We start from the raw sequence: 18,185 nt of genomic DNA on the forward strand, positions 1-18,185 counted from the left end.
TTGAACAGCAAGCATTCACAGGAGGTTGTGCATAAGACAACCATCGGCGGACAGTCGATTCTTGAGGGCATTATGATGAAGGGCCCGCGCAAAAGCTGTACCGTCGTGCGCAGGATGGATGGCACACTCGCCATCCGGGATGAGGAGACCACACCGCTGCGCGAAAAATTTGCTCCGGCAGGCTGGCCGGTCATCCGTGGCTTTCTCGTGATGGTGCAGTCGCTTGCGGACGGATTCCGGGCGATTGAATATTCCTCGCAGTTCCTCGAAGAAGAGGACGAGGAGGAGCCGTCCGGCTTTGAGAAATGGCTGATTGACAAGGTTGGCGAGGGTGCAGTGGAAAACGCGCTGTACGTTTTTTCCATTGTACTGGGCGTTGTGCTGGCAGTTGGTCTGTTTATCCTGCTGCCCGCATTTTTGGTGGGCTTTTTGCCGGACAGCGTACCGCATCTGGCAGTCAACCTGCTGGAGGGCGTTGTGCGTATCGCCATTTTTATCGGCTATATGTGGCTGATGTCGTTCATTCCCGACATGAAGCGTACATTCCGTTATCACGGCGCGGAGCACAAGACCATCTACTGCTATGAAAAGGGACTGCCGCTGACGACGGAAAACGTGCGCGTGCAGCCGCGGGAGCATCCGCGCTGCGGCACGAGTTTCCTGTTTGTTGTGATGATTATCAGTATCCTGGTGTTTTCACTCGTGACGTCGGACAGCCGTGTGGTACAGCTTGTGCTGCGGCTCGTGCTGCTGCCGGTGGTCATTGGATTGAGCTATGAGGTCAACCGTTTTGCCGGACGGCATGACGGTGCACTTTCCCGTGCGCTGCGCTGGCCCGGCATGATGCTCCAACACATCACCGTGCTTGAGCCGGACGACGGCATGATTGAGGTCGCCATTGTGTCGCTCGAGCATGTCATCCCGGAAAATAAGCAGGAGGACAAGTGGTGAACGCATGGGACTGCTTTCGGCAGATGCGGGATCAGCTGACCGCGATGGGCGTGGAGGAATCTGACCTCGAGGCGCGCGAGCTGACGGCGCGCGCCGCCGGACTGGATGCGCGTGATACCTTCGGCTGGAACCGCCGCCCCCTCTCTGCGGAGGAGGAGCAGGCGGCAGAACAGCTGCTCGCGCGCCGCAGGCAGGGCGAACCGCTCGCCTATGTGCTCGGAGAATGGGATTTTTACGGCAATCGGTTCCGCGTGACGCCGGGTGTGCTCATCCCGCGCGGCGATACCGAATGGCTGTGCGACGCGGCGGTGCAGGCGGCACGGCGCATACCCGCGCCGCGCGTGCTCGACCTGTGCTGTGGCAGCGGCTGCATCGGCATCTCACTTGCGCTCGCGGTGCCGCGCGCACAGGTCATCGCTGCTGACTGCTCGGAAGCCGCACTTGCAGTGACGCGGGGCAATGCGGCGCTGCATGGGCTGGATGCGCCGCGCTTTCAGGCAGTGCAGGCGGATGCACTTGTGCCGGACAGCATCGACGGGGACTTTGACCTCGTCGTGACCAATCCGCCGTATATCACAGCACAGGAAATGCGCGAGCTGGATCACAGCGTTGATGCCTATGAACCGCACCTCGCGCTGTTTGGCGGCGAGGATGGGCTGGATTTTTACCGCGCGATGGCACAGAGACCCGCGTTTCGGTTGAAGCCGGGCGGATGCTTTTTTGCTGAGTGCGGCTGGAAGCAGGGCGAACAGGCCGCGGCGCTGTTCCGTGCGGCGGGCTGGACAGGTGTGCACCTGCAATGTGATCTGGCGGGCGTGCCGCGCATTGTATGCGCGGCGGCGCCGAAGAACGGAGAAAACACACCATCCACTTTGATTTTATAATAGATTTCACAGGAGGACAGTGAGAATATATGGCAAAGAAAAAACAGCTGCCACCGGTTGTGGTAGCGACGGATAAAAAGAAGGCGCTGGATCAGGCGCTGGCACAGATTGAAAAACAGCATGGCGCAAACGCTGTCATGTATCTCGGACAGGAAACCCAGCCGCTGGATAAGGAGGTCATTTCCACCGGTTCCATCGGTCTGGATATGGCGCTGGGCATTGGCGGCCTGCCGCGCGGCAGAATCATTGAAATTTACGGACCGGAATCCTCCGGTAAAACCACGCTGGCGCTGCATGCGATTGCATCCGCACAGGCAAAGGACGGCATTGCGGCGTTCATCGACGCGGAGCATGCGCTCGACCCGGTCTATGCGGCAGCGCTCGGTGTCGATGTTGACAGCCTGCTGGTCTCTCAGCCGGACAGCGGTGACCAGGGTCTGGAAATTGCGGAACAGCTTGTCCGTTCGGGTGCGTTGGATATCATCGTCATCGACTCGGTTGCCGCGCTGGTTCCGCGTGCCGAAATCGAGGGCGAGATGGGCGACTCATTTGTCGGTTTGCATGCGCGCCTGATGAGCCAGGCGCTGCGCAAGCTGGCTGGTGTCATTTCCAAGTCCAAGTGTGTGGCGATCTTTATCAACCAGCTGCGTGAGAAGGTCGGCGTGATTTATGGTTCGCCGGAGGTCACGACGGGTGGCCGTGCCCTGAAGTTCTATGCTTCGGTGCGCATCGACGTGCGCCGCGTGGAGCACCTGAAGGACGGCGAAACGCTGATCGGCAGCCATACGCGCGCGAAAATCGTCAAGAATAAGATGGCGCCCCCGTTCCGTGAGGCGCAGTTTGACATTATGTATGGCGAAGGTATTTCGCGCACGGGTGAGCTGGTCGATCTGGGCGTCGAATATGGCCTGATTAAGAAGGGCGGCGCATGGTTTACCATCGGTGAGCAGCGCTTCCAGGGCCGCGACAACGCGAAGAAATATCTCGCGGAAAATCAGGAGGTTGCGGATAATCTGGAGGCGGAGATCCGCCAGGCGATTCAGGAGAGCCGCAAAAAGGCACAGGAGGAGCGTGACGCGCGCAATGAGCTGCGCCGCAAGCAGCTGCGCAGCGAGGGCGCGTCCCATGCAGAGGAAGAAACCGCGTCCGCACCGGAGGAAGAAAAGCCCGCACAGCGCCGCTCGGCAGCGGTGTCCATTGATGCGGATGACTTCGGCGAGGACGATATTTAATGGACGGGCAGCAGGACGAAGAGCAGTACCGCAAGGCAGCGGAATGCGCGGCAAAGATGCTTGCGCGCCGCCCGCTGTCGGCGGCAATGCTGGAGAAAAAGCTGCTGGAAAAGAAGTTCTGTGAGCAGGCCGCAGGCTACGCGGTAGAGCGCATGCGCGTGCTCGGCGCGGTGGATGACGCCGCGTTTGCCGAGCTGGTGGTGCGCTCGTATGCGCGCAGGGGGTGTGGTGAGCTGCGCATCCGGCAGGAGCTGCGTGTGCGCGGCGTGCCGGATGATGTGATCGCGCAGGCACTGCGCGATTTTGAGCCGGAGATGGATGCGATGCTGAAGCTGCTGGATAAGCGGCTGCGCGGTGATGTATCCGACCGGCGCGAATGTGAAAAGGCCATGGCGGCATTGCAGCGGCGCGGGTTTACCTTTTCCCAAATCCGCGCGGCGATGCAGGCATACCGCACCGAAGCCGAAGAGGATCAATAAGCGCGGCGGGGCTGCGCACCGAGGAGGAAATTTACACTTATGTCAATTCGATTGGGATTGATTTCACTGGGCTGTGCCAAGAATCTTGTGGACAGCGAACACATGCTGGCACAGCTCGCAGAAGCCGGCGTTACCATTGTCGATGATGTCGCAGAGGCGGATGTTGCGGTCATCAATACGTGCGGCTTTATCGAATCCGCAAAGCAGGAGGCCATTCAGACCATTCTGGAGACCGCAGAGCTGAAAAAGAGCGGGCAGCTCAAGGCGCTGATTGTCACCGGCTGTCTGGTGCAGCGCTATCCGGAGGAGATTACCGAGGAGATGCCGGAAATTGATGCGGTGCTCGGTACGGGCAGCTATACCAACATCGTCGACGCGGTGCGCGCAGTTATGCAGGCACCGGGCACGGTATACCGCAATTTTGGCCAGATCGATGAGGCTGAGATGGAGGGCGGACGGATCCTGCTTACGCCGGGCTATTCCGCCTATCTGAAAATTGCGGAAGGCTGCAACAACCACTGTGCCTATTGCGTGATTCCGAAGCTGCGCGGCAAGTTCCGTTCGCGCCCGATGGAGGACATTCTGGAGGAGGCGCGCGCCATGGCAGCAGCCGGTGTGCGTGAAATCATCGTCGTGGCACAGGACATCACACGCTACGGCACCGACCTGTACGGTGAGCGTCGCCTGTCCGACCTGCTGCATGAGCTGTGTGCCATGGACTTTACCTGGGTGCGCCTGCACTATCTCTATCCGGACGAAATTACGGACGACATGATTGAAACGATTGCAACAGAACCGAAGATTGTCAAGTATCTTGACATCCCAATTCAGCATGTGAACAACCGTATTCTGAAAGCGATGCATCGCCGCGGCGACAGTGCATTTCTGCGCGATTTGTTTGGCGAGCTGCGCTCGCGCATTCCCGGCCTTGTGCTGCGCACGAGCCTGATTGTCGGCCTGCCGGGTGAGACCGAGGAGGAATTTGAGGAGCTGTGCGAATTTATGCGCGAGATGAACATCGAGCGGACGGGTGTGTTCTGTTATTCGCCGGAGGAGGGCAGTGAAGCCGCAGAGATGCCGGATCAGATCGACGAGGAGACCAAGAACGAGCGCCGCATGATTCTCGAAGAACTTCAGTCGGATGTACTCGACCGCTTTGCCGCCCGCATGAAGGGACAGCTCATCGAAGTGCTGTGCGAGGGCTGGGACGGCGAAACCGGTCTGTATTATGGCAGAAGCTATGCCGATTCGCCGGATATTGACGGTCGCGTGCTGTTTGACAGCGCTTTTTCCGTCGAGGAAGGACAGTTTGTCCCGGTGCGTATCACGGGTGCACAGGGCGCAGATCTGACCGGAAATACCGAAACAATGGAATGACGCGATTGACACCCGAAGGGTGACAACGTATAATAAACGGTGCGGAACCTGTTTCCGCACAACATACTCTGTAAGGAAGGAACACATATGACACTTGCCAATAAAATTACATTGGCGCGCATTGCGCTGATTCCGATTTTTCTTGTGCTCGCGGTGCTCGGCGGAACGACGTTCGACATCCTTGCACTGGTGCTGTTCATCGTGTGCAGTGCCACCGATTTTCTCGACGGCTATGTCGCGCGCAAATACAATCAGGTGACTGATTTCGGCAAATTTGTCGACCCGCTGGCGGATAAGCTGCTGGTGTGTGCGGCGATGATGATCTTTGTCGACCGCGGCCTGATGTACGGTTGGATGGTTTTCATTATCCTCGCGCGTGAATTTATTATCACCTCTCTGCGCACGGTTGCCATGGGAAAAAACCGCGTGCTCGCCGCGGCGTGGTCGGGCAAGGTGAAGACCTGTGTCCAGATCGCCGGCGTCATTGTGATTTTCCTGTGCAGCATTGTGACCGGCGGAAATCTGACCGGCGCGGCACATGCGCTGGTTGTCATTGCAGGCTGGGTTATGACGCTGATGACGCTGTATTCCGGCTATGATTACATGCACCGCAACTGGGATATCGTTGCGGAGGGTGCAACCCGTTCCAAATAAATCAAATCTGTCTGAACGGCAGACAAAGGGGAGACCGTTTTTATGAAGCTGTATAATTCCATGACACGCAAAAAGGAAGAATTTGTTCCGATTGAGCCGGGAAAGGTCAAGATGTATTCCTGCGGCCCGACGGTGTATAACTTTTTCCATATCGGCAATGCGCGTCCGTTTATTATTTTCGATACCCTGCGCCGCTACTTTGAGTACCGCGGCTATGAGGTTCAGTTCGTCCAGAATTTTACCGATATCGATGACAAGGTTATCAACAAGGCAAATGCCGAAGGCGTGACCTATGATGTCATTGCAGACCGTTATATCAAGGAATATTTCACCGATGCAAAGGGGCTGGGTATCCGCCCGGCGACCGTGCATCCGCGTGCAACCGAGACCATGGATGCAATTATCGACATCGTCAAGAAGCTGGTCGACAACGGCCACGCCTATGCCGCACCGAACGGTGACGTCTATTTCCGCACCAAGAGCTTCCCGGAATACGGCAAGCTGTCGCACCAGCCGCTCGATGAGTTGCAGGCCGGTGCGCGCATCAGCGTCGGCGAGCTGAAGGAAGATCCGATGGACTTCGCTGTCTGGAAGGCTGCCAAGCCGGGTGAGCCGAGCTGGGAGTCCCCGTGGGGACAGGGCAGACCGGGCTGGCACATCGAGTGCTCTGCCATGGTCAATAAGTACCTCGGCAAGACGATTGACATTCACTCCGGCGGCAAGGATCTGATCTTCCCGCACCATGAGAATGAAATCGCACAGTCCGAGTGTGCGAACGGCTGCACGTTTGCCAACTACTGGCTGCACAACGGCTTCCTGACCATCGACAACGAGAAGATGTCCAAGTCCAAGGGCAATTTCTTCATGGTTCGTGAGGCAGCTGAGGTCTATGGCTATGAGACCATCCGCATGTTCATGCTGTCTGCCCAGTACCGCAGCCCGCTGAACTACTCCGAGGAGTCGCTGATGATGGCGAAGAACTCGCTGGCACGCCTGTATACTGCGGCGGAGAACCTCCAGTTCCTGCTCGACCATCAGACCGGCGACACGATGACCGAAGCGGAGCAGGCAAAGGCGGATTCGTTTGACCAGTACCGTCAGAAGTTCATCGATGCGATGGATGACGATCTGAACACCGCAGATGCACTTGCGGCAATCTTTGAGCTGGTTCGTGAGATCAACACCGCAGTCAAAGACCCGGCATGCACCCATGCGTTTGTTCAGGCATGCTTTGAACGCATGATGGAGCTGTGCGGCGTGCTTGGCCTGGTCGATCATCTGGAAAAGAAAACAATTGACAGTGAGATTGAGGATCTGATTGCACAGCGTACCGCAGCCAAGAAGGCAAAGAATTTCGCAGAGGCTGACCGCATCCGCGATTACCTGCTGAACGAAAAGGGCATTATCATCAAGGATACCCGTCAGGGCACGCAGTGGAGCTATAAGGAATAACAAGCAAGTTGTATTTGGGCAGCGCCATCCTTCGGGATGGCGCTGTCTTTGTATGGAGGACAATTGTATAACTGAATTGGTTAAATATTCAAAAATAAGTGCCAAAACGTGCGTGAAAATCGATGAAAATGGAACAAGATGCATAAGCACAGCAGGTACCCGGAAAAATGACCATGAAGCGCGGACGTTTTGCCGAAATTTTCGACAGTTAGTCTGTTTACATCGGAACAGCCAGCGAGTATAATGTAATTTAATTACAAGAAAATCCAGTATTGAAGATTAGGAAAAGGAGTCGAAAAACGATGGCATATTACTTTTCTGAACCGTCCCGTACCTTCAGCGAGTACCTGCTGGTACCGGGCTATTCCTCGAAAGAATGCATTCCCACCAATGTCAGCCTGAAGACACCGATTGTTAAATTCCGCAAGGGCGAAGAAGAATGCCCGATCTCCATTAATATCCCGATGGTATCCGCTATCATGCAGGCGGTATCCAACGATACCATGGCGATTGCACTCGCCAAGGAAGGCGGTATGTCGTTCATCTATGGCTCCCAGAGCATCGAATCCGAAGCAGCGATGGTTGCAAAGGTCAAGAGCTACAAGGCGGGCTTTGTTGTAAGCGACTCCAACATCAAGCCGGAGCAGACACTGGCGGATGTCCTTGCACTCAAGGAGAAGACCGGCCATTCCACCATGGCAGTTACCGAGGACGGCACTCCGAACGGCAAACTGCTCGGCGTTGTCACCGGACGCGATTACCGCATCAGCCGCATGGACCGTGCGACCCGCGTCAGCGAGTTCATGACCCCGTTTGAAAAGCTGATTACCGCGCCGAAGGAAACTTCCCTGAAGGAAGCCAACAACATCATTTGGGATCACAAGCTGAATTCCCTGCCGATTATCGACGAAAATCAGAACCTGGTTTACATGGTATTCCGCAAGGACTACGATTCCCATAAGGAAAATACACTCGAACTGCTGGATGCACACAAGCGCTACATGGTCGGCGCAGGTATCAATACCCGCGACTACGCAGAGCGTGTCCCGGCACTGATCGAGGCGGGCGCAGATGTTCTGTGCATCGACTCCTCTGAGGGCTTCACCGAATGGCAGAAGCTGACGCTCGACTGGATCCGTGAAAATTACGGCGATTCCGTCAAGGTCGGCATGGGCAATGTCGTTGACCGCGAGGGCTTCCTGTATCTGGCCAAGTGCGGTGCGGACTTTATCAAGGTCGGCATCGGCGGCGGTTCCATCTGCATCACCCGTGAGCAGAAGGGCATTGGCCGTGGACAGGCAACCGCACTGATTGAGGTTGCTGCTGCCCGTGATGAGTACTATGAACAGACCGGCATTTATATCCCGATTTGCTCTGACGGCGGCCTGGTTTATGACTACCACATGACGCTGGCGCTGGCAATGGGCGCAGACTTCCTGATGCTCGGCCGTTATTTCTCCCGCTTCGACGAGTCCCCGACGAACCGCGTTGTCATCGGCGGCTCCTACATGAAGGAGTACTGGGGCGAAGGCTCTGCACGTGCGAGAAACTGGCAGCGCTATGACATGGGCGGCGATAAGAAGCTGTCGTTTGAGGAAGGCGTTGATTCCTACGTTCCGTATGCCGGTTCGCTGAAGGACAATGTTGGCATGACACTGTCTAAGGTTCGCTCCACCATGTGCAACTGCGGCGCGCTGACCATTCCGGAGTTGCAGGAAAAGGCAAAGATCACGCTGGTATCTGCGACCTCCATTGTCGAGGGCGGCGCACACGACGTTGTGCTCAAGGATTCCTCCGCGAACGTTGTCAAGTAATCGGAAATTTGATACAATCAATCCGGCAGATGTGCGCATCTGCCGGATTTTTTTCGCTTGGGGGAAGTCGGCAGCCCGTCAATCGGATCGCTGACCGCGCCGGATTCTGAGAAAGGACAGGCCATGGATTTTTTACAGATCATACGTTCCGAAGTGTTCTGGGAATTGGTGTTGTTTGCAGTGTTCAGCCTGCTTGCGATCTGGTCGGCGCGTGCGGCACTGTACCGGATTTTGTGCTGTGCGGTTGGCACAGAATACGCCGCCGGGCTGCATCAGAAACAGGGCTGGTACAATGCCTTTACCATGCGCTATGCGCGCCACTGGCTGGATCAGCTCAAAAAGCCGTTTGATTTGTGTACAGCGCTGCTGTGGCTGGGCATCGTCCTGCTCGCAGTGGGAGTTACTGTGCAGCTGCACTATGACATTGCCATCCTGACAGACAATGCATCTATGCTGGATGTACGGCATATGCATCTGTTTATGAAGGCATTTGATGCCGTGCTCGGCGTTTTGGCAATGGTCTGCCTGCGGCAGTATCGTATATGGGACGCTGTTTTGAAGGAAATGGAGTAGAATGCGGCAAGATTGTGCATCGGCATTTGCCGCACGCACAGAATCAACTGCATTGCTTGACAATTGATACACACCAATTTATAATAAGATGAAGCATGATTTCATGCACTACTAAGATGAAGCATGGAGAAGAGATAGTATGGCAAAAGATCCGTATAAGATTTATTTGAGCGAGGACGAAATCCCGAAGCAGTGGTACAATGTCCGCGCGGATATGAAGACCGACCATCGCCCGATTCTGCATCCGGGCACGCTCAAGCCGGTCACAGTGGACGATATGTCCCCGATTTTCTGCACCAAGCTGGCAGAGCAGGAGCTGAATGCGACGGACCGCTTTATTGATATCCCGGAGCCGGTGCGCGAACGCTACCGTATGTATCGTCCGTCTCCGCTGATGCGTGCGTATTATCTGGAGAAGGCGCTGGATACCCCGGCGAAGATTTACTACAAGTATGAAGGCGGCAACACCAGCGGCAGCCATAAGCTGAACTCCTCAATTGCACAGGCATATTATGCCAAGGAGCAGGGACTCAAGGGCGTTACCACGGAGACCGGCGCAGGCCAGTGGGGTACTGCGCTGTCGATGGCATGCCAGTATTTTGGTCTCGACTGCAAGGTATTTATGGTAAAATGCTCGTATGAGCAGAAGCCGTACCGCAAGGAAGTCATCCATACCTATGATGCAGACATCATCCCGTCTCCGTCGGACACAACCGAGGTCGGCAGAAAGATTCTGGAACGCTTCCCGGGCAGCACCGGTTCGCTCGGTACGGCAATTTCCGAGGCAGTGGAATATGCGACCACACATGACGGCTATCGCTATGTCCTTGGCAGCGTGCTCAATCAGGTTCTGATTCATCAGAGCATCATCGGCATCGAGGCAAAGGCTGCGATGGAAAAGGTAGACGCATACCCGGATATCGTCATCGGCTGTGCAGGCGGCGGCTCCAACCTCGGCGGCATTATGGCGCCGTTCATGGGCGACAAGCTGAACGGCAAGGCAAATCCGTATTTTATCGCAGTTGAGCCGGCCTCCTGCCCGTCGCTGACGCGCGGTAAGTTTGCATATGACTTCTGTGATACCGGTATGGTTACGCCGCTGGCAAAGATGTATACTCTTGGTTGCGGCTTTATCCCGTCGGCAAACCATGCGGGCGGCCTGCGCTATCACGGCATGAGCCCGATCCTGTCTCAGCTGTATCATGACGGCTTCCTCGATGAGGCGCGTGCGATTGAGCAGACCGCTGTCTTTGAGGCTGCTGAACTGTTTGCAAAGGTCGAGGGCATCCTGCCCGCACCGGAATCCTCCCATGCCATCCGCGTGGCGATTGATGAGGCAATCCGCTGCCGCGAGTCCGGCGAGGCGAAGACCATCCTGTTCAACCTGACCGGCACGGGCTATTTCGATCTGGCTGCCTATAAGGCATACAACGAAAAGACCATGTCCGACTATATTCCGACCGATGAGGATCTGGCGCGCGGTTTTGCCACCATTCCGAAGCTGCCGGGTATTCAGGAATAATTCCGAGTTTTTGTGTATTTTTTGTAAAAACTAGCGTACGTCCTGTTTTCCAAGCCGGAAAACAGGACGTTTTTCGTTGCAATTTGCCTACGGGGATGATATGATATAAAAAGGAAAGGGTGTGAGTTTTTTTGTTTGAGCAGCAGATTACAGAATATTTAAAACCCTACAGTCCCAATGAGGGCGTTTTAAAGACGATGTCAGCCCTTGTTGCAGAGCGTATGACGGAAGAACCAAGTATGCCGACCCCAAGTATTGCAGGACCTGTACTGATCCAGTGTATCTGGGCGGATGAGGCGACCTGTAGCGGCTATGCCAATCTGCTGGCAGCGAGCATGAACCCGAAAAAGCGCGGACTGGTACATCCCGCGTTTGTCGCGATTGTCGGACAGCTGGACAGCCTGGATCTGGCATTCCTGCGCACGCTGCGCGACCGTGTGACAATGGGCGTCGCCAACTGCTATCTGTGTAAGACCAAGAAGGAGGGCGGTTTTGCTTCCCGTCAGGTCGAAATCAAATCGAGCGCGGTCAAGGTTATCTCCCGCATGACGGATTTCCTGCCGGAGGACGGCGACTATGCGCGCGTACAGGCGACAATCGACAACCTCATTCGATTACAGCTGATCGAAGTACATATGCGATCGGAACGGGAGGAACTCACCCAGATTCAGAGTGATGTATATGAAAACATTTACATGCTGTTTGAACAGGTCATCAACAAGACGGTTGAGGAATTCCGTGAACGCTTCCCGAAATACCATGGCGGCCAGATTCGCCTGAGTACGGGAAATATCATGTTGACGGCGCTGGGCAGTCGTTTTATCCGCATTTGCCTGCCGTAAGATCATTCAAAAACGGTATCCGCCCCGGGGCAGTTCAGTTTGGCACCGGGGCGGTTTTCTGCACGCTTCTCTAAAAGTCTCGCGGGATTTCTCCGGCGGCACGACTTGACAAAACGGGGTGCGGTTGGTATACTATATAAGTCAATTTGCCGCTGTGGCGAAATCGGCAGACGCAAGGGACTTAAAATCCCTCGCTGGCAACAGCGTACCGGTTCAAGTCCGGTCAGCGGCACCAGATAGAACTCTGATTCAGATGCGGGGCATCGGGTCAGGGTTCTTTCTTTCTATCCACAGAAAGGAGTTCAGATCATATGAGAAAAAAGCTGCTGCCTCTGTTATCTCAAATCAGAGTCAGGTCATGTGTCATTGCCCTGTGCAGCAGTGCATTTCTTGCATTCGGGCTGTATCAGGTACACAGCCTGTCCGGTGTGACGGAGGGAGGCGTGCTGGGATTGACCTTGCTTCTGGAGCACTGGTGGGGCATTTCACCGTCGCTGTCCGGCGGCCTGCTCAATCTGGTGTGCTATGCCGTAGGGTGGAAACTGCTGGGACAGACCTTTCTGGTCTATTCATTTGTGGCGACTGTCGGTTTTTCCGCGTCATACCATTTCTGGGAGCGCTTTGAACCGTTCTGGCCGCAGCTGGCGGATATGCCGCTGACAGCGGCAGCCATCGGCGCACTGTTTGTCGGCATCGGCACCGGGCTGTGTGTGCGTGTGGGCGGCGCGGCGAGCGGTGACGATGCGCTGGCGATGAGCGTTTCATATGTGACCCATGTCGATATCAAGTGGGTCTTTCTGCTGATTGATATCGCCGTGCTCGCGCTGTCGCTGAGCTATATTCCGGTGCAGCGCATCGCATATTCGGTGCTGACCGTAGTGCTCTCCGGACAGATCATCGGAATATTGCAGAAAATCCATAAATAGGAACAAAAAGATCGATGCAGAAGCTGATAAAAATTGGAAGATTTTCTTTTTGGAACATCCGTCAAAACAATTGATGTTACCGTTTCTTTGTAGTATTATAAATTGGTAGGACAACTTTGGACGGAGGAAACCAGTATGAAACTTTTGCGGCAGTTTGGTATGATTCTGCTGATTACATTTGCCGGGGAGCTGCTTCGGATGCTGCTCCCGCTGCCGATCCCGGCGAGCATTTACGGCATGCTGCTGATGCTGGCAGCGCTCATGACCGGCATTGTCCGCCTGGAGGAAGTGGAGCAGGCGGGAGATTTTCTGATTGAGATTATGCCGCTCCTGTTTGTTCCGGCGGCAGTCGGGCTGATGGATGCATGGGATGCACTGCGGCCGATGCTGTTCGCGGTTTCTGTTATCACGATTGCTGTGACAGTGCTGGTCATGGCGGTCACCGGAATCGTGACACAGTGGGTGATCCGTCAGGAAAAGGCCGCAGCTGCCCGTGCGTCACTGCCGCATATCCGGCACAGCAAGCGGGAGGCCATCCATGAGTGAAGTACTGACAAGCTGTACCTATTTCGGCGTGCTGCTCACAATCGCGGCATTTCTGTTCGGCCTGTGGTGCAAGCGGAAATTCGGCTGGGCAATCTGCAATCCGCTGCTGATTGCCGTCATTGTTGTGATGGGCGTCCTGCTTGCGCTGCGCATCGATTACAAAGCCTATGAGGAGAGCGCACAGTACATCAGCTATCTGCTCACCCCATCCACCGTCTGCCTTGCCATTCCGCTGTACCGCCAGATGAAGCTGCTCAGGCAGAACGCAAAGGCAATTGCACTGGGCAGCATTGCGGGCGTGCTGGCAAGCATGGGCGGCATTCTGCTTTTGTCGGTGCTGTTCGGGCTGAGACGGTAGTACTGCTTTCCCACAAAAAGCCAGACGGACATATCAACGTAAAAGTTGAGTTTGGCGAGGGTGAGGGAAAAGTTCCACTTGATAATATTGCTAAAAGAGCGGAAAGCTACAAGCCCAAAGAACGAGTGACCTACAAAATGATAAAGGAGTACATAGAAGCTAAATACGGCTTCAAAGTACATACCGCATATATCGCAGAGGTAAAGAGAGATTTAGGCTTGCCAATGTATGATGCTCCTAATGCGGTAGAGGAATTGAAACAGCCGAGGAAGCATCCGACTCCAGAGAAGGTTGAAGCAATAAAGGATGCATTGAAACATTTTGAGGTGATTTAATGACAAAGCCGCTTGCTTATTGAATGGGTAAGCGGCTGCTTTATTATAATTAGTGTAATATAATAAAGCTTGTTCGAGAGTAAAGGGAGAGGATACGTATGAGAAGAACGTTATTCAGGTACAGGTCATTTAATACGGAAAAACTGAATGATTATAGCTATATTCATCAGAGGATAATTAACATTGAAAAATGGAAGTTTGAAGCTTTTGAAGGATTAGTATATCCATCATCACCACTTTATTTCAACGACCCCTATGATTGTGAATTTTGCTTTCAGTCAGATGCATTGGAAGGTGTACTTGATAGAGAAACATATATACATCTTTTGGAAAGAAGATTTTCACTTAAACAGGAAGAAAAAAATAGAATTCTTTATTCTGACAATATTGAAAGGGCGATGCAAATAGTTTTGCAGGCTCATGGAGGAAGGCTTTCTGACTCTTGGATGAATATTTTGCAAAATGGATTAAATGATTGTATGAGTACAATCAAGGATGCTGTAAGAGTTGTCTGTTTATCTGAGGTGTATGACTCTATGCTTATGTGGAGCCATTATGCTCAGAATCATACTGGATTTTGTATAGAGTATGATTTTAAAGAAAGTGATATGCTTTATAAACATTTATACCCAGTAATATATACAAAGGATAGATATGCTGTTTCTAAAGCAGATATGTTAAGTGAAAATACAGAATGGATTTATAAGACGACTTGTCGTAAATCCGATGTTTGGTCGTACGAGAAAGAATGGCGAATTGTGACGGCTAATTTCAATAAAGTAATGCCAGAAAAATTGAAATGTCCAAATGGAAAATATGTCTTGGATTTGAAAGAAAATATAAAAGCGTTTTATTTAGGAGCGAAAATCTCTGAGAATTTTAAAGAAGAGATAATTCAATTTGGAAAAAAGAATAGTATTGATATTTATCAGATGGTTTTATCACCCAGTACATATGAGCTAAATGCAAAGAAAATCATATGATTAATTATGGAATAATGGTATAATTTTCTTATTATACAAACAAGATGGATGGTGAAAGAACATATATGAAATTTGAAAAAGTAGTTATTAAAAATTTTAGAAATTTTGATAATGTTGAACTTGACTTATCAAATAAAAACATATTTTTTGGTCTAAATGATGTGGGGAAAACAAATTTCTTGTACGCTCTACGATATGTATTTGATAAAGATATTCGTAAACAAAACCTTTTAGATTCGGATTTTCATAATAAGCAGCTTGATAAACCAATTGAGATTGTTGTTACTATAGATATTAGTGATGTTGCTGACAGCGATTGTCAAAAACTCCGTGCACAGCTAAAAGGTGCATTGCTAAGTGAGCATAATAAGGTATATATAAAGCTTTTTGCAGAATATAGCAAAACAGAAATGCTCGCTCTACCGATATTATCGTGGGGTGGCGATATTAATCATCTTTACGAAATGAAGCAAAGAGGATATCTATATGAAATAGACTATGTATTTAATGTCATTTATATTGACTCTTATGTTGATTTGTATTCCCTATTTAAAAAGAATGTGAGCCAGCTTGTCAGAAATGAAAAGGACGAAGATAAAGATATTCTGGCAAAAATTCAAAATACAGTTGATGATTTGAATGGTCATATTGCTTCTCTGTCTGGAATTAAAGAATTTGAGGATAAACTTACGCCAGAATATCAAAAATTCCATGATGAAGGGATATCTGTTTCAATAAAATCCGAAATCGCAGTAAAGGGATTGTACTCAAATATCATCCCATATATTAAACAAGATAATGATGATAATTTATATCCTACTGCTGGGGAAGGTAGGAAAAAGTTATTGACATATTCAATATACGACATACTGTCAGATGAAAATGCGGAAAAGAAAATCAATTTGTTTTTAATTGAGGAGCCTGAAAACCATCTTCATAAGTCTATGCAGATTGCATTATCACAAATACTTTTTACCGATAGCAAATACACATACTTGTTTGTAACAACTCATTCGCCTTTTGTTCTTTATGAAATGGATAATGTAAATTTAGTTCGAATATATAGTGAGCGAAAAATCAATAGTATTAGCACATTTTATAAAGTGCCTGATGCTTATGAGAAAAACAGGAAAATGTTAAACCGTTGTTTGTCAGAAGCAATCTTTGCTAACAAAGTACTTTTGGTTGAAGGACCATCTGAATATATGCTATTTAGCAAAGTCCTTTCAGTAGTGCATCCTTTTTATGAAGTAGATGGAATATATATTTTACCAGTTGATGGTGTGGGATTTGAAACATATTTTTCTATCCTGGATGAACTTGAAATTTTTAATGTGGTAAAAACTGACAATGATTTGAGAGCGGTAACAGGAAAAGGTACATATAGCGTTTTAGGCTTTTCACGCTGTAATAATTATATTGGGGAAAAGCGTCTGCCTACTAAACAAATTCAAGAGAATTCTGTTTCTGCCAAGAGGAGTTTATATAATTCAAATATAAATACTTTGGATAAAATACGAAGTGACTTTCATATTTTCTTATCAAAAGTGGATTTAGAAAATGATTTAGACGAGTTTTTGCATGATAGATTATCAGCTTTATTGGATAATGATAATCCTGTTAAATATTTACAAGATGCAAAGCACTATCATATGGTGGAGTTGATTGAGAAACTTTCGGATACAGATTGCAGAACAATCTATAATCATTACAACTTTGCATGTTTGAAGGAGGTTGCCGAATGAAACTATCTCCAATTCAAGAGAAAATAGTAGAAACTCCCGGTAACTTAATAGTAAGGGCAAGTGCAGGAACAGGAAAAACCCATACAATGGTTAATAAAATTGCTAAGGAAATTGATGATAATCATACACATAAAGTTATTGCTGCAATTACTTTTACAATAAAAGCAGCACAAGAAATAAAGGATAGATTGTCTGTCGATGTAGTTCAACACTTCATTGGAACAAATAACAGTTTCGTTATTGAGGAAGTTATAAAGCCTTTTATGAAGGATGTCTATGGTGCTGATTTCGATTTGGACATGAGTACGGACTATTCAGCTAAAGTTGATACTTTTCAAGAAGCTATTGAAAAAATAAGGAATGAAGGTATCCTCTGCTCATATCGAGATAATAAAAGGAACTTTATTTTTGATTTGGCTCAAGAAATTGTAGAAAATTCTTCGGCTTGTAGGCTTTATCTTCAAGCAAAATATTTTAAAATATATATCGATGAATATCAAGATTGCGACAAATCAATGCATAAATTCTTTATGTATTTATGTGATGAATTGAATATCGAAACCTTTGTTGTGGGAGATGAAAAACAATCGATTTATATATGGAGGGGTGCTTATCCAGAGGCTTTTAAAAGCATCTGGAACAAACCCAATTTTAAAAAGATATTTATGGGAGATAATTTTCGCTCTTGTCAACAAATACAGAATTATTCTAATCTATTATGTGATGAGACAAGAAGTCTTTACAATCCTACGGAAAATATAGATAATATTGTGTGGCTTTCTCCTACAAAGGCAAATTGGGCAACAGAAGTATTGTCTAATATTGTTCCCGATAAAAAGTCAGCATTATTGCGGTTTTCTAATGATAACGCACGAATAGGAGCAAGCGAATTAACAACAAACGGTTTAGAGTATGTTTATATCCCACAGCCTCCTATTGCTGATATTACAACAGATACAGCGTGGCTTTATACAGCAATTGCTAAATACCTTATAATTGAAAAGTATTCTGCATATGATGTAATTTCAGAAATACCTGTTGAAGGAAATGAAAGTCGCAAAACAGTATCCACCGTAAAAAGATTACTCAAAAGAATTGAAGAGACTATAGATGATGAGCAGTCTTTCGGCTCGTGTGTCACAGCATTGGCTGAATATCTTGGATATGATACTCGCCCTGATCACATAAACAAATTATTCAAAACAATTTCTGATACCAGTTTTCATGTGGCATTTGAAGCGGATAAATACAAACACATCGCAATTACATTCCACTCTTCAAAGGGATTGGAGTTTGAACAGGTAATTGTATTTGCAGAGGATTATCGATTGTCTGATATGTCGAGTATATACAACCATTATGTAGCGGTTACACGTGCAAAAAGCAAATTGATTATCGTTAAGTTAAACAATTACAATGCGAATTGTTTTCAGAATAATTTACAAAAGATATTTTCTGAAAGCGGTCATAATATAGAAGATGTCGTTTTATTTTGAACAGAATAGATTATTT

At 49.8% G+C, this 18,185-nt stretch carries 18 protein-coding genes and 1 tRNA gene; all 19 read left to right on the forward strand.

Translation table 11 applies throughout. The annotated features are described in order from the left end of the window. A complete protein-coding gene (locus ACLM7Z_RS06060; protein ID WP_242969813.1) occupies nucleotides 1-951 on the forward strand; it encodes a DUF1385 domain-containing protein in 951 nt (316 codons plus the stop codon). Beyond that, the gene (gene prmC / locus ACLM7Z_RS06065; protein ID WP_087018789.1) at nucleotides 948-1,835 is read left to right on the forward strand and encodes a peptide chain release factor N(5)-glutamine methyltransferase; all 888 of its coding nucleotides are present in this window, start codon (nucleotides 948-950) and stop codon (nucleotides 1,833-1,835) included. Before ACLM7Z_RS06060 ends, prmC begins: the two co-directional genes overlap by 4 nt. 29 nt (nucleotides 1,836-1,864) lie before the next feature. Further along, nucleotides 1,865-3,067, forward strand: a complete 1,203-nt coding sequence (gene recA / locus ACLM7Z_RS06070; RefSeq protein ID WP_087018786.1) for a recombinase RecA — start codon at nucleotides 1,865-1,867, stop codon at nucleotides 3,065-3,067. Further along, the gene (locus ACLM7Z_RS06075) at nucleotides 3,067-3,546 is read left to right on the forward strand and encodes a regulatory protein RecX (protein WP_087018783.1); all 480 of its coding nucleotides are present in this window, start codon (nucleotides 3,067-3,069) and stop codon (nucleotides 3,544-3,546) included. The genes recA and ACLM7Z_RS06075 overlap by 1 nt, the downstream gene beginning before the upstream one ends. 39 nt (nucleotides 3,547-3,585) lie before the next feature. Further along, entirely contained in the window at nucleotides 3,586-4,923 is a 1,338-nt protein-coding gene (gene rimO, locus ACLM7Z_RS06080; protein ID WP_273349070.1) for a 30S ribosomal protein S12 methylthiotransferase RimO, read from the forward strand. An 87-nt stretch (nucleotides 4,924-5,010) separates the two neighbouring features. Next, nucleotides 5,011-5,577, forward strand: a complete 567-nt coding sequence (gene pgsA, locus ACLM7Z_RS06085) for a CDP-diacylglycerol--glycerol-3-phosphate 3-phosphatidyltransferase (RefSeq protein WP_087018781.1) — start codon at nucleotides 5,011-5,013, stop codon at nucleotides 5,575-5,577. A gap of 42 nt (nucleotides 5,578-5,619) precedes the next feature. After that, nucleotides 5,620-7,029 carry a cysteine--tRNA ligase gene (cysS, locus tag ACLM7Z_RS06090; protein WP_087018779.1) on the forward strand — a complete coding sequence of 470 codons (1,410 nt, stop codon included), beginning with the start codon at nucleotides 5,620-5,622 and terminating at the stop codon, nucleotides 7,027-7,029. 302 nt (nucleotides 7,030-7,331) lie between these two features. Continuing rightward, nucleotides 7,332-8,843, forward strand: coding sequence for an IMP dehydrogenase (locus tag ACLM7Z_RS06095; protein WP_087018777.1), 1,512 nt, complete (start codon nucleotides 7,332-7,334; stop codon nucleotides 8,841-8,843). 123 nt (nucleotides 8,844-8,966) lie between these two features. After that, the gene (locus tag ACLM7Z_RS06100; RefSeq protein ID WP_133058272.1) at nucleotides 8,967-9,416 is read left to right on the forward strand and encodes a hypothetical protein; all 450 of its coding nucleotides are present in this window, start codon (nucleotides 8,967-8,969) and stop codon (nucleotides 9,414-9,416) included. A 139-nt stretch (nucleotides 9,417-9,555) separates the two neighbouring features. Next, nucleotides 9,556-10,938, forward strand: a complete 1,383-nt coding sequence (locus ACLM7Z_RS06105; protein WP_435645684.1) for a TrpB-like pyridoxal phosphate-dependent enzyme — start codon at nucleotides 9,556-9,558, stop codon at nucleotides 10,936-10,938. Between the two features lie 239 nt (nucleotides 10,939-11,177). Further along, on the forward strand, nucleotides 11,178-11,780 hold the full coding sequence (locus tag ACLM7Z_RS06110) for a DUF4393 domain-containing protein (protein WP_165761083.1): 603 nt from the start codon (nucleotides 11,178-11,180) through the stop codon (nucleotides 11,778-11,780). Nucleotides 11,781-11,928: 148 nt separating this feature from the next. Next, a tRNA-Leu gene (locus ACLM7Z_RS06115) sits at nucleotides 11,929-12,015 on the forward strand. Between the two features lie 76 nt (nucleotides 12,016-12,091). After that, complete coding sequence (locus ACLM7Z_RS06120; protein ID WP_435645685.1) at nucleotides 12,092-12,706, forward strand: YitT family protein; 615 nt, start codon at nucleotides 12,092-12,094, stop codon at nucleotides 12,704-12,706. Nucleotides 12,707-12,841: 135 nt separating this feature from the next. Next, nucleotides 12,842-13,252, forward strand: a complete 411-nt coding sequence (locus ACLM7Z_RS06125) for a CidA/LrgA family protein (protein ID WP_273350360.1) — start codon at nucleotides 12,842-12,844, stop codon at nucleotides 13,250-13,252. Further along, nucleotides 13,245-13,610 (forward strand): LrgB family protein, encoded by a 366-nt coding sequence (locus ACLM7Z_RS06130; RefSeq protein ID WP_435645686.1) that lies wholly within the window; start codon nucleotides 13,245-13,247, stop codon nucleotides 13,608-13,610. Before ACLM7Z_RS06125 ends, ACLM7Z_RS06130 begins: the two co-directional genes overlap by 8 nt. A 137-nt stretch (nucleotides 13,611-13,747) precedes the next feature. Further along, on the forward strand, nucleotides 13,748-13,945 hold the full coding sequence (locus tag ACLM7Z_RS06135) for a hypothetical protein (protein WP_243125788.1): 198 nt from the start codon (nucleotides 13,748-13,750) through the stop codon (nucleotides 13,943-13,945). A gap of 98 nt (nucleotides 13,946-14,043) precedes the next feature. Then, the gene (locus ACLM7Z_RS06140) at nucleotides 14,044-14,928 is read left to right on the forward strand and encodes a DUF2971 domain-containing protein (RefSeq protein ID WP_025580485.1); all 885 of its coding nucleotides are present in this window, start codon (nucleotides 14,044-14,046) and stop codon (nucleotides 14,926-14,928) included. Between the two features lie 65 nt (nucleotides 14,929-14,993). Further along, on the forward strand, nucleotides 14,994-16,673 hold the full coding sequence (locus tag ACLM7Z_RS06145) for an ATP-dependent nuclease (RefSeq protein ID WP_435645687.1): 1,680 nt from the start codon (nucleotides 14,994-14,996) through the stop codon (nucleotides 16,671-16,673). Beyond that, nucleotides 16,670-18,169: a UvrD-helicase domain-containing protein gene (locus tag ACLM7Z_RS06150; protein ID WP_435645688.1), complete on the forward strand. Its 1,500-nt coding sequence runs from the start codon at nucleotides 16,670-16,672 to the stop codon at nucleotides 18,167-18,169. Before ACLM7Z_RS06145 ends, ACLM7Z_RS06150 begins: the two co-directional genes overlap by 4 nt. The last annotated feature ends 16 nt before the right edge of the window (nucleotides 18,170-18,185 follow it).

The sequence above is a fragment of the Butyricicoccus porcorum genome (genome assembly GCF_051246315.1).
Classification (GTDB): domain Bacteria; phylum Bacillota; class Clostridia; order Oscillospirales; family Butyricicoccaceae; genus Butyricicoccus_A; species Butyricicoccus_A porcorum.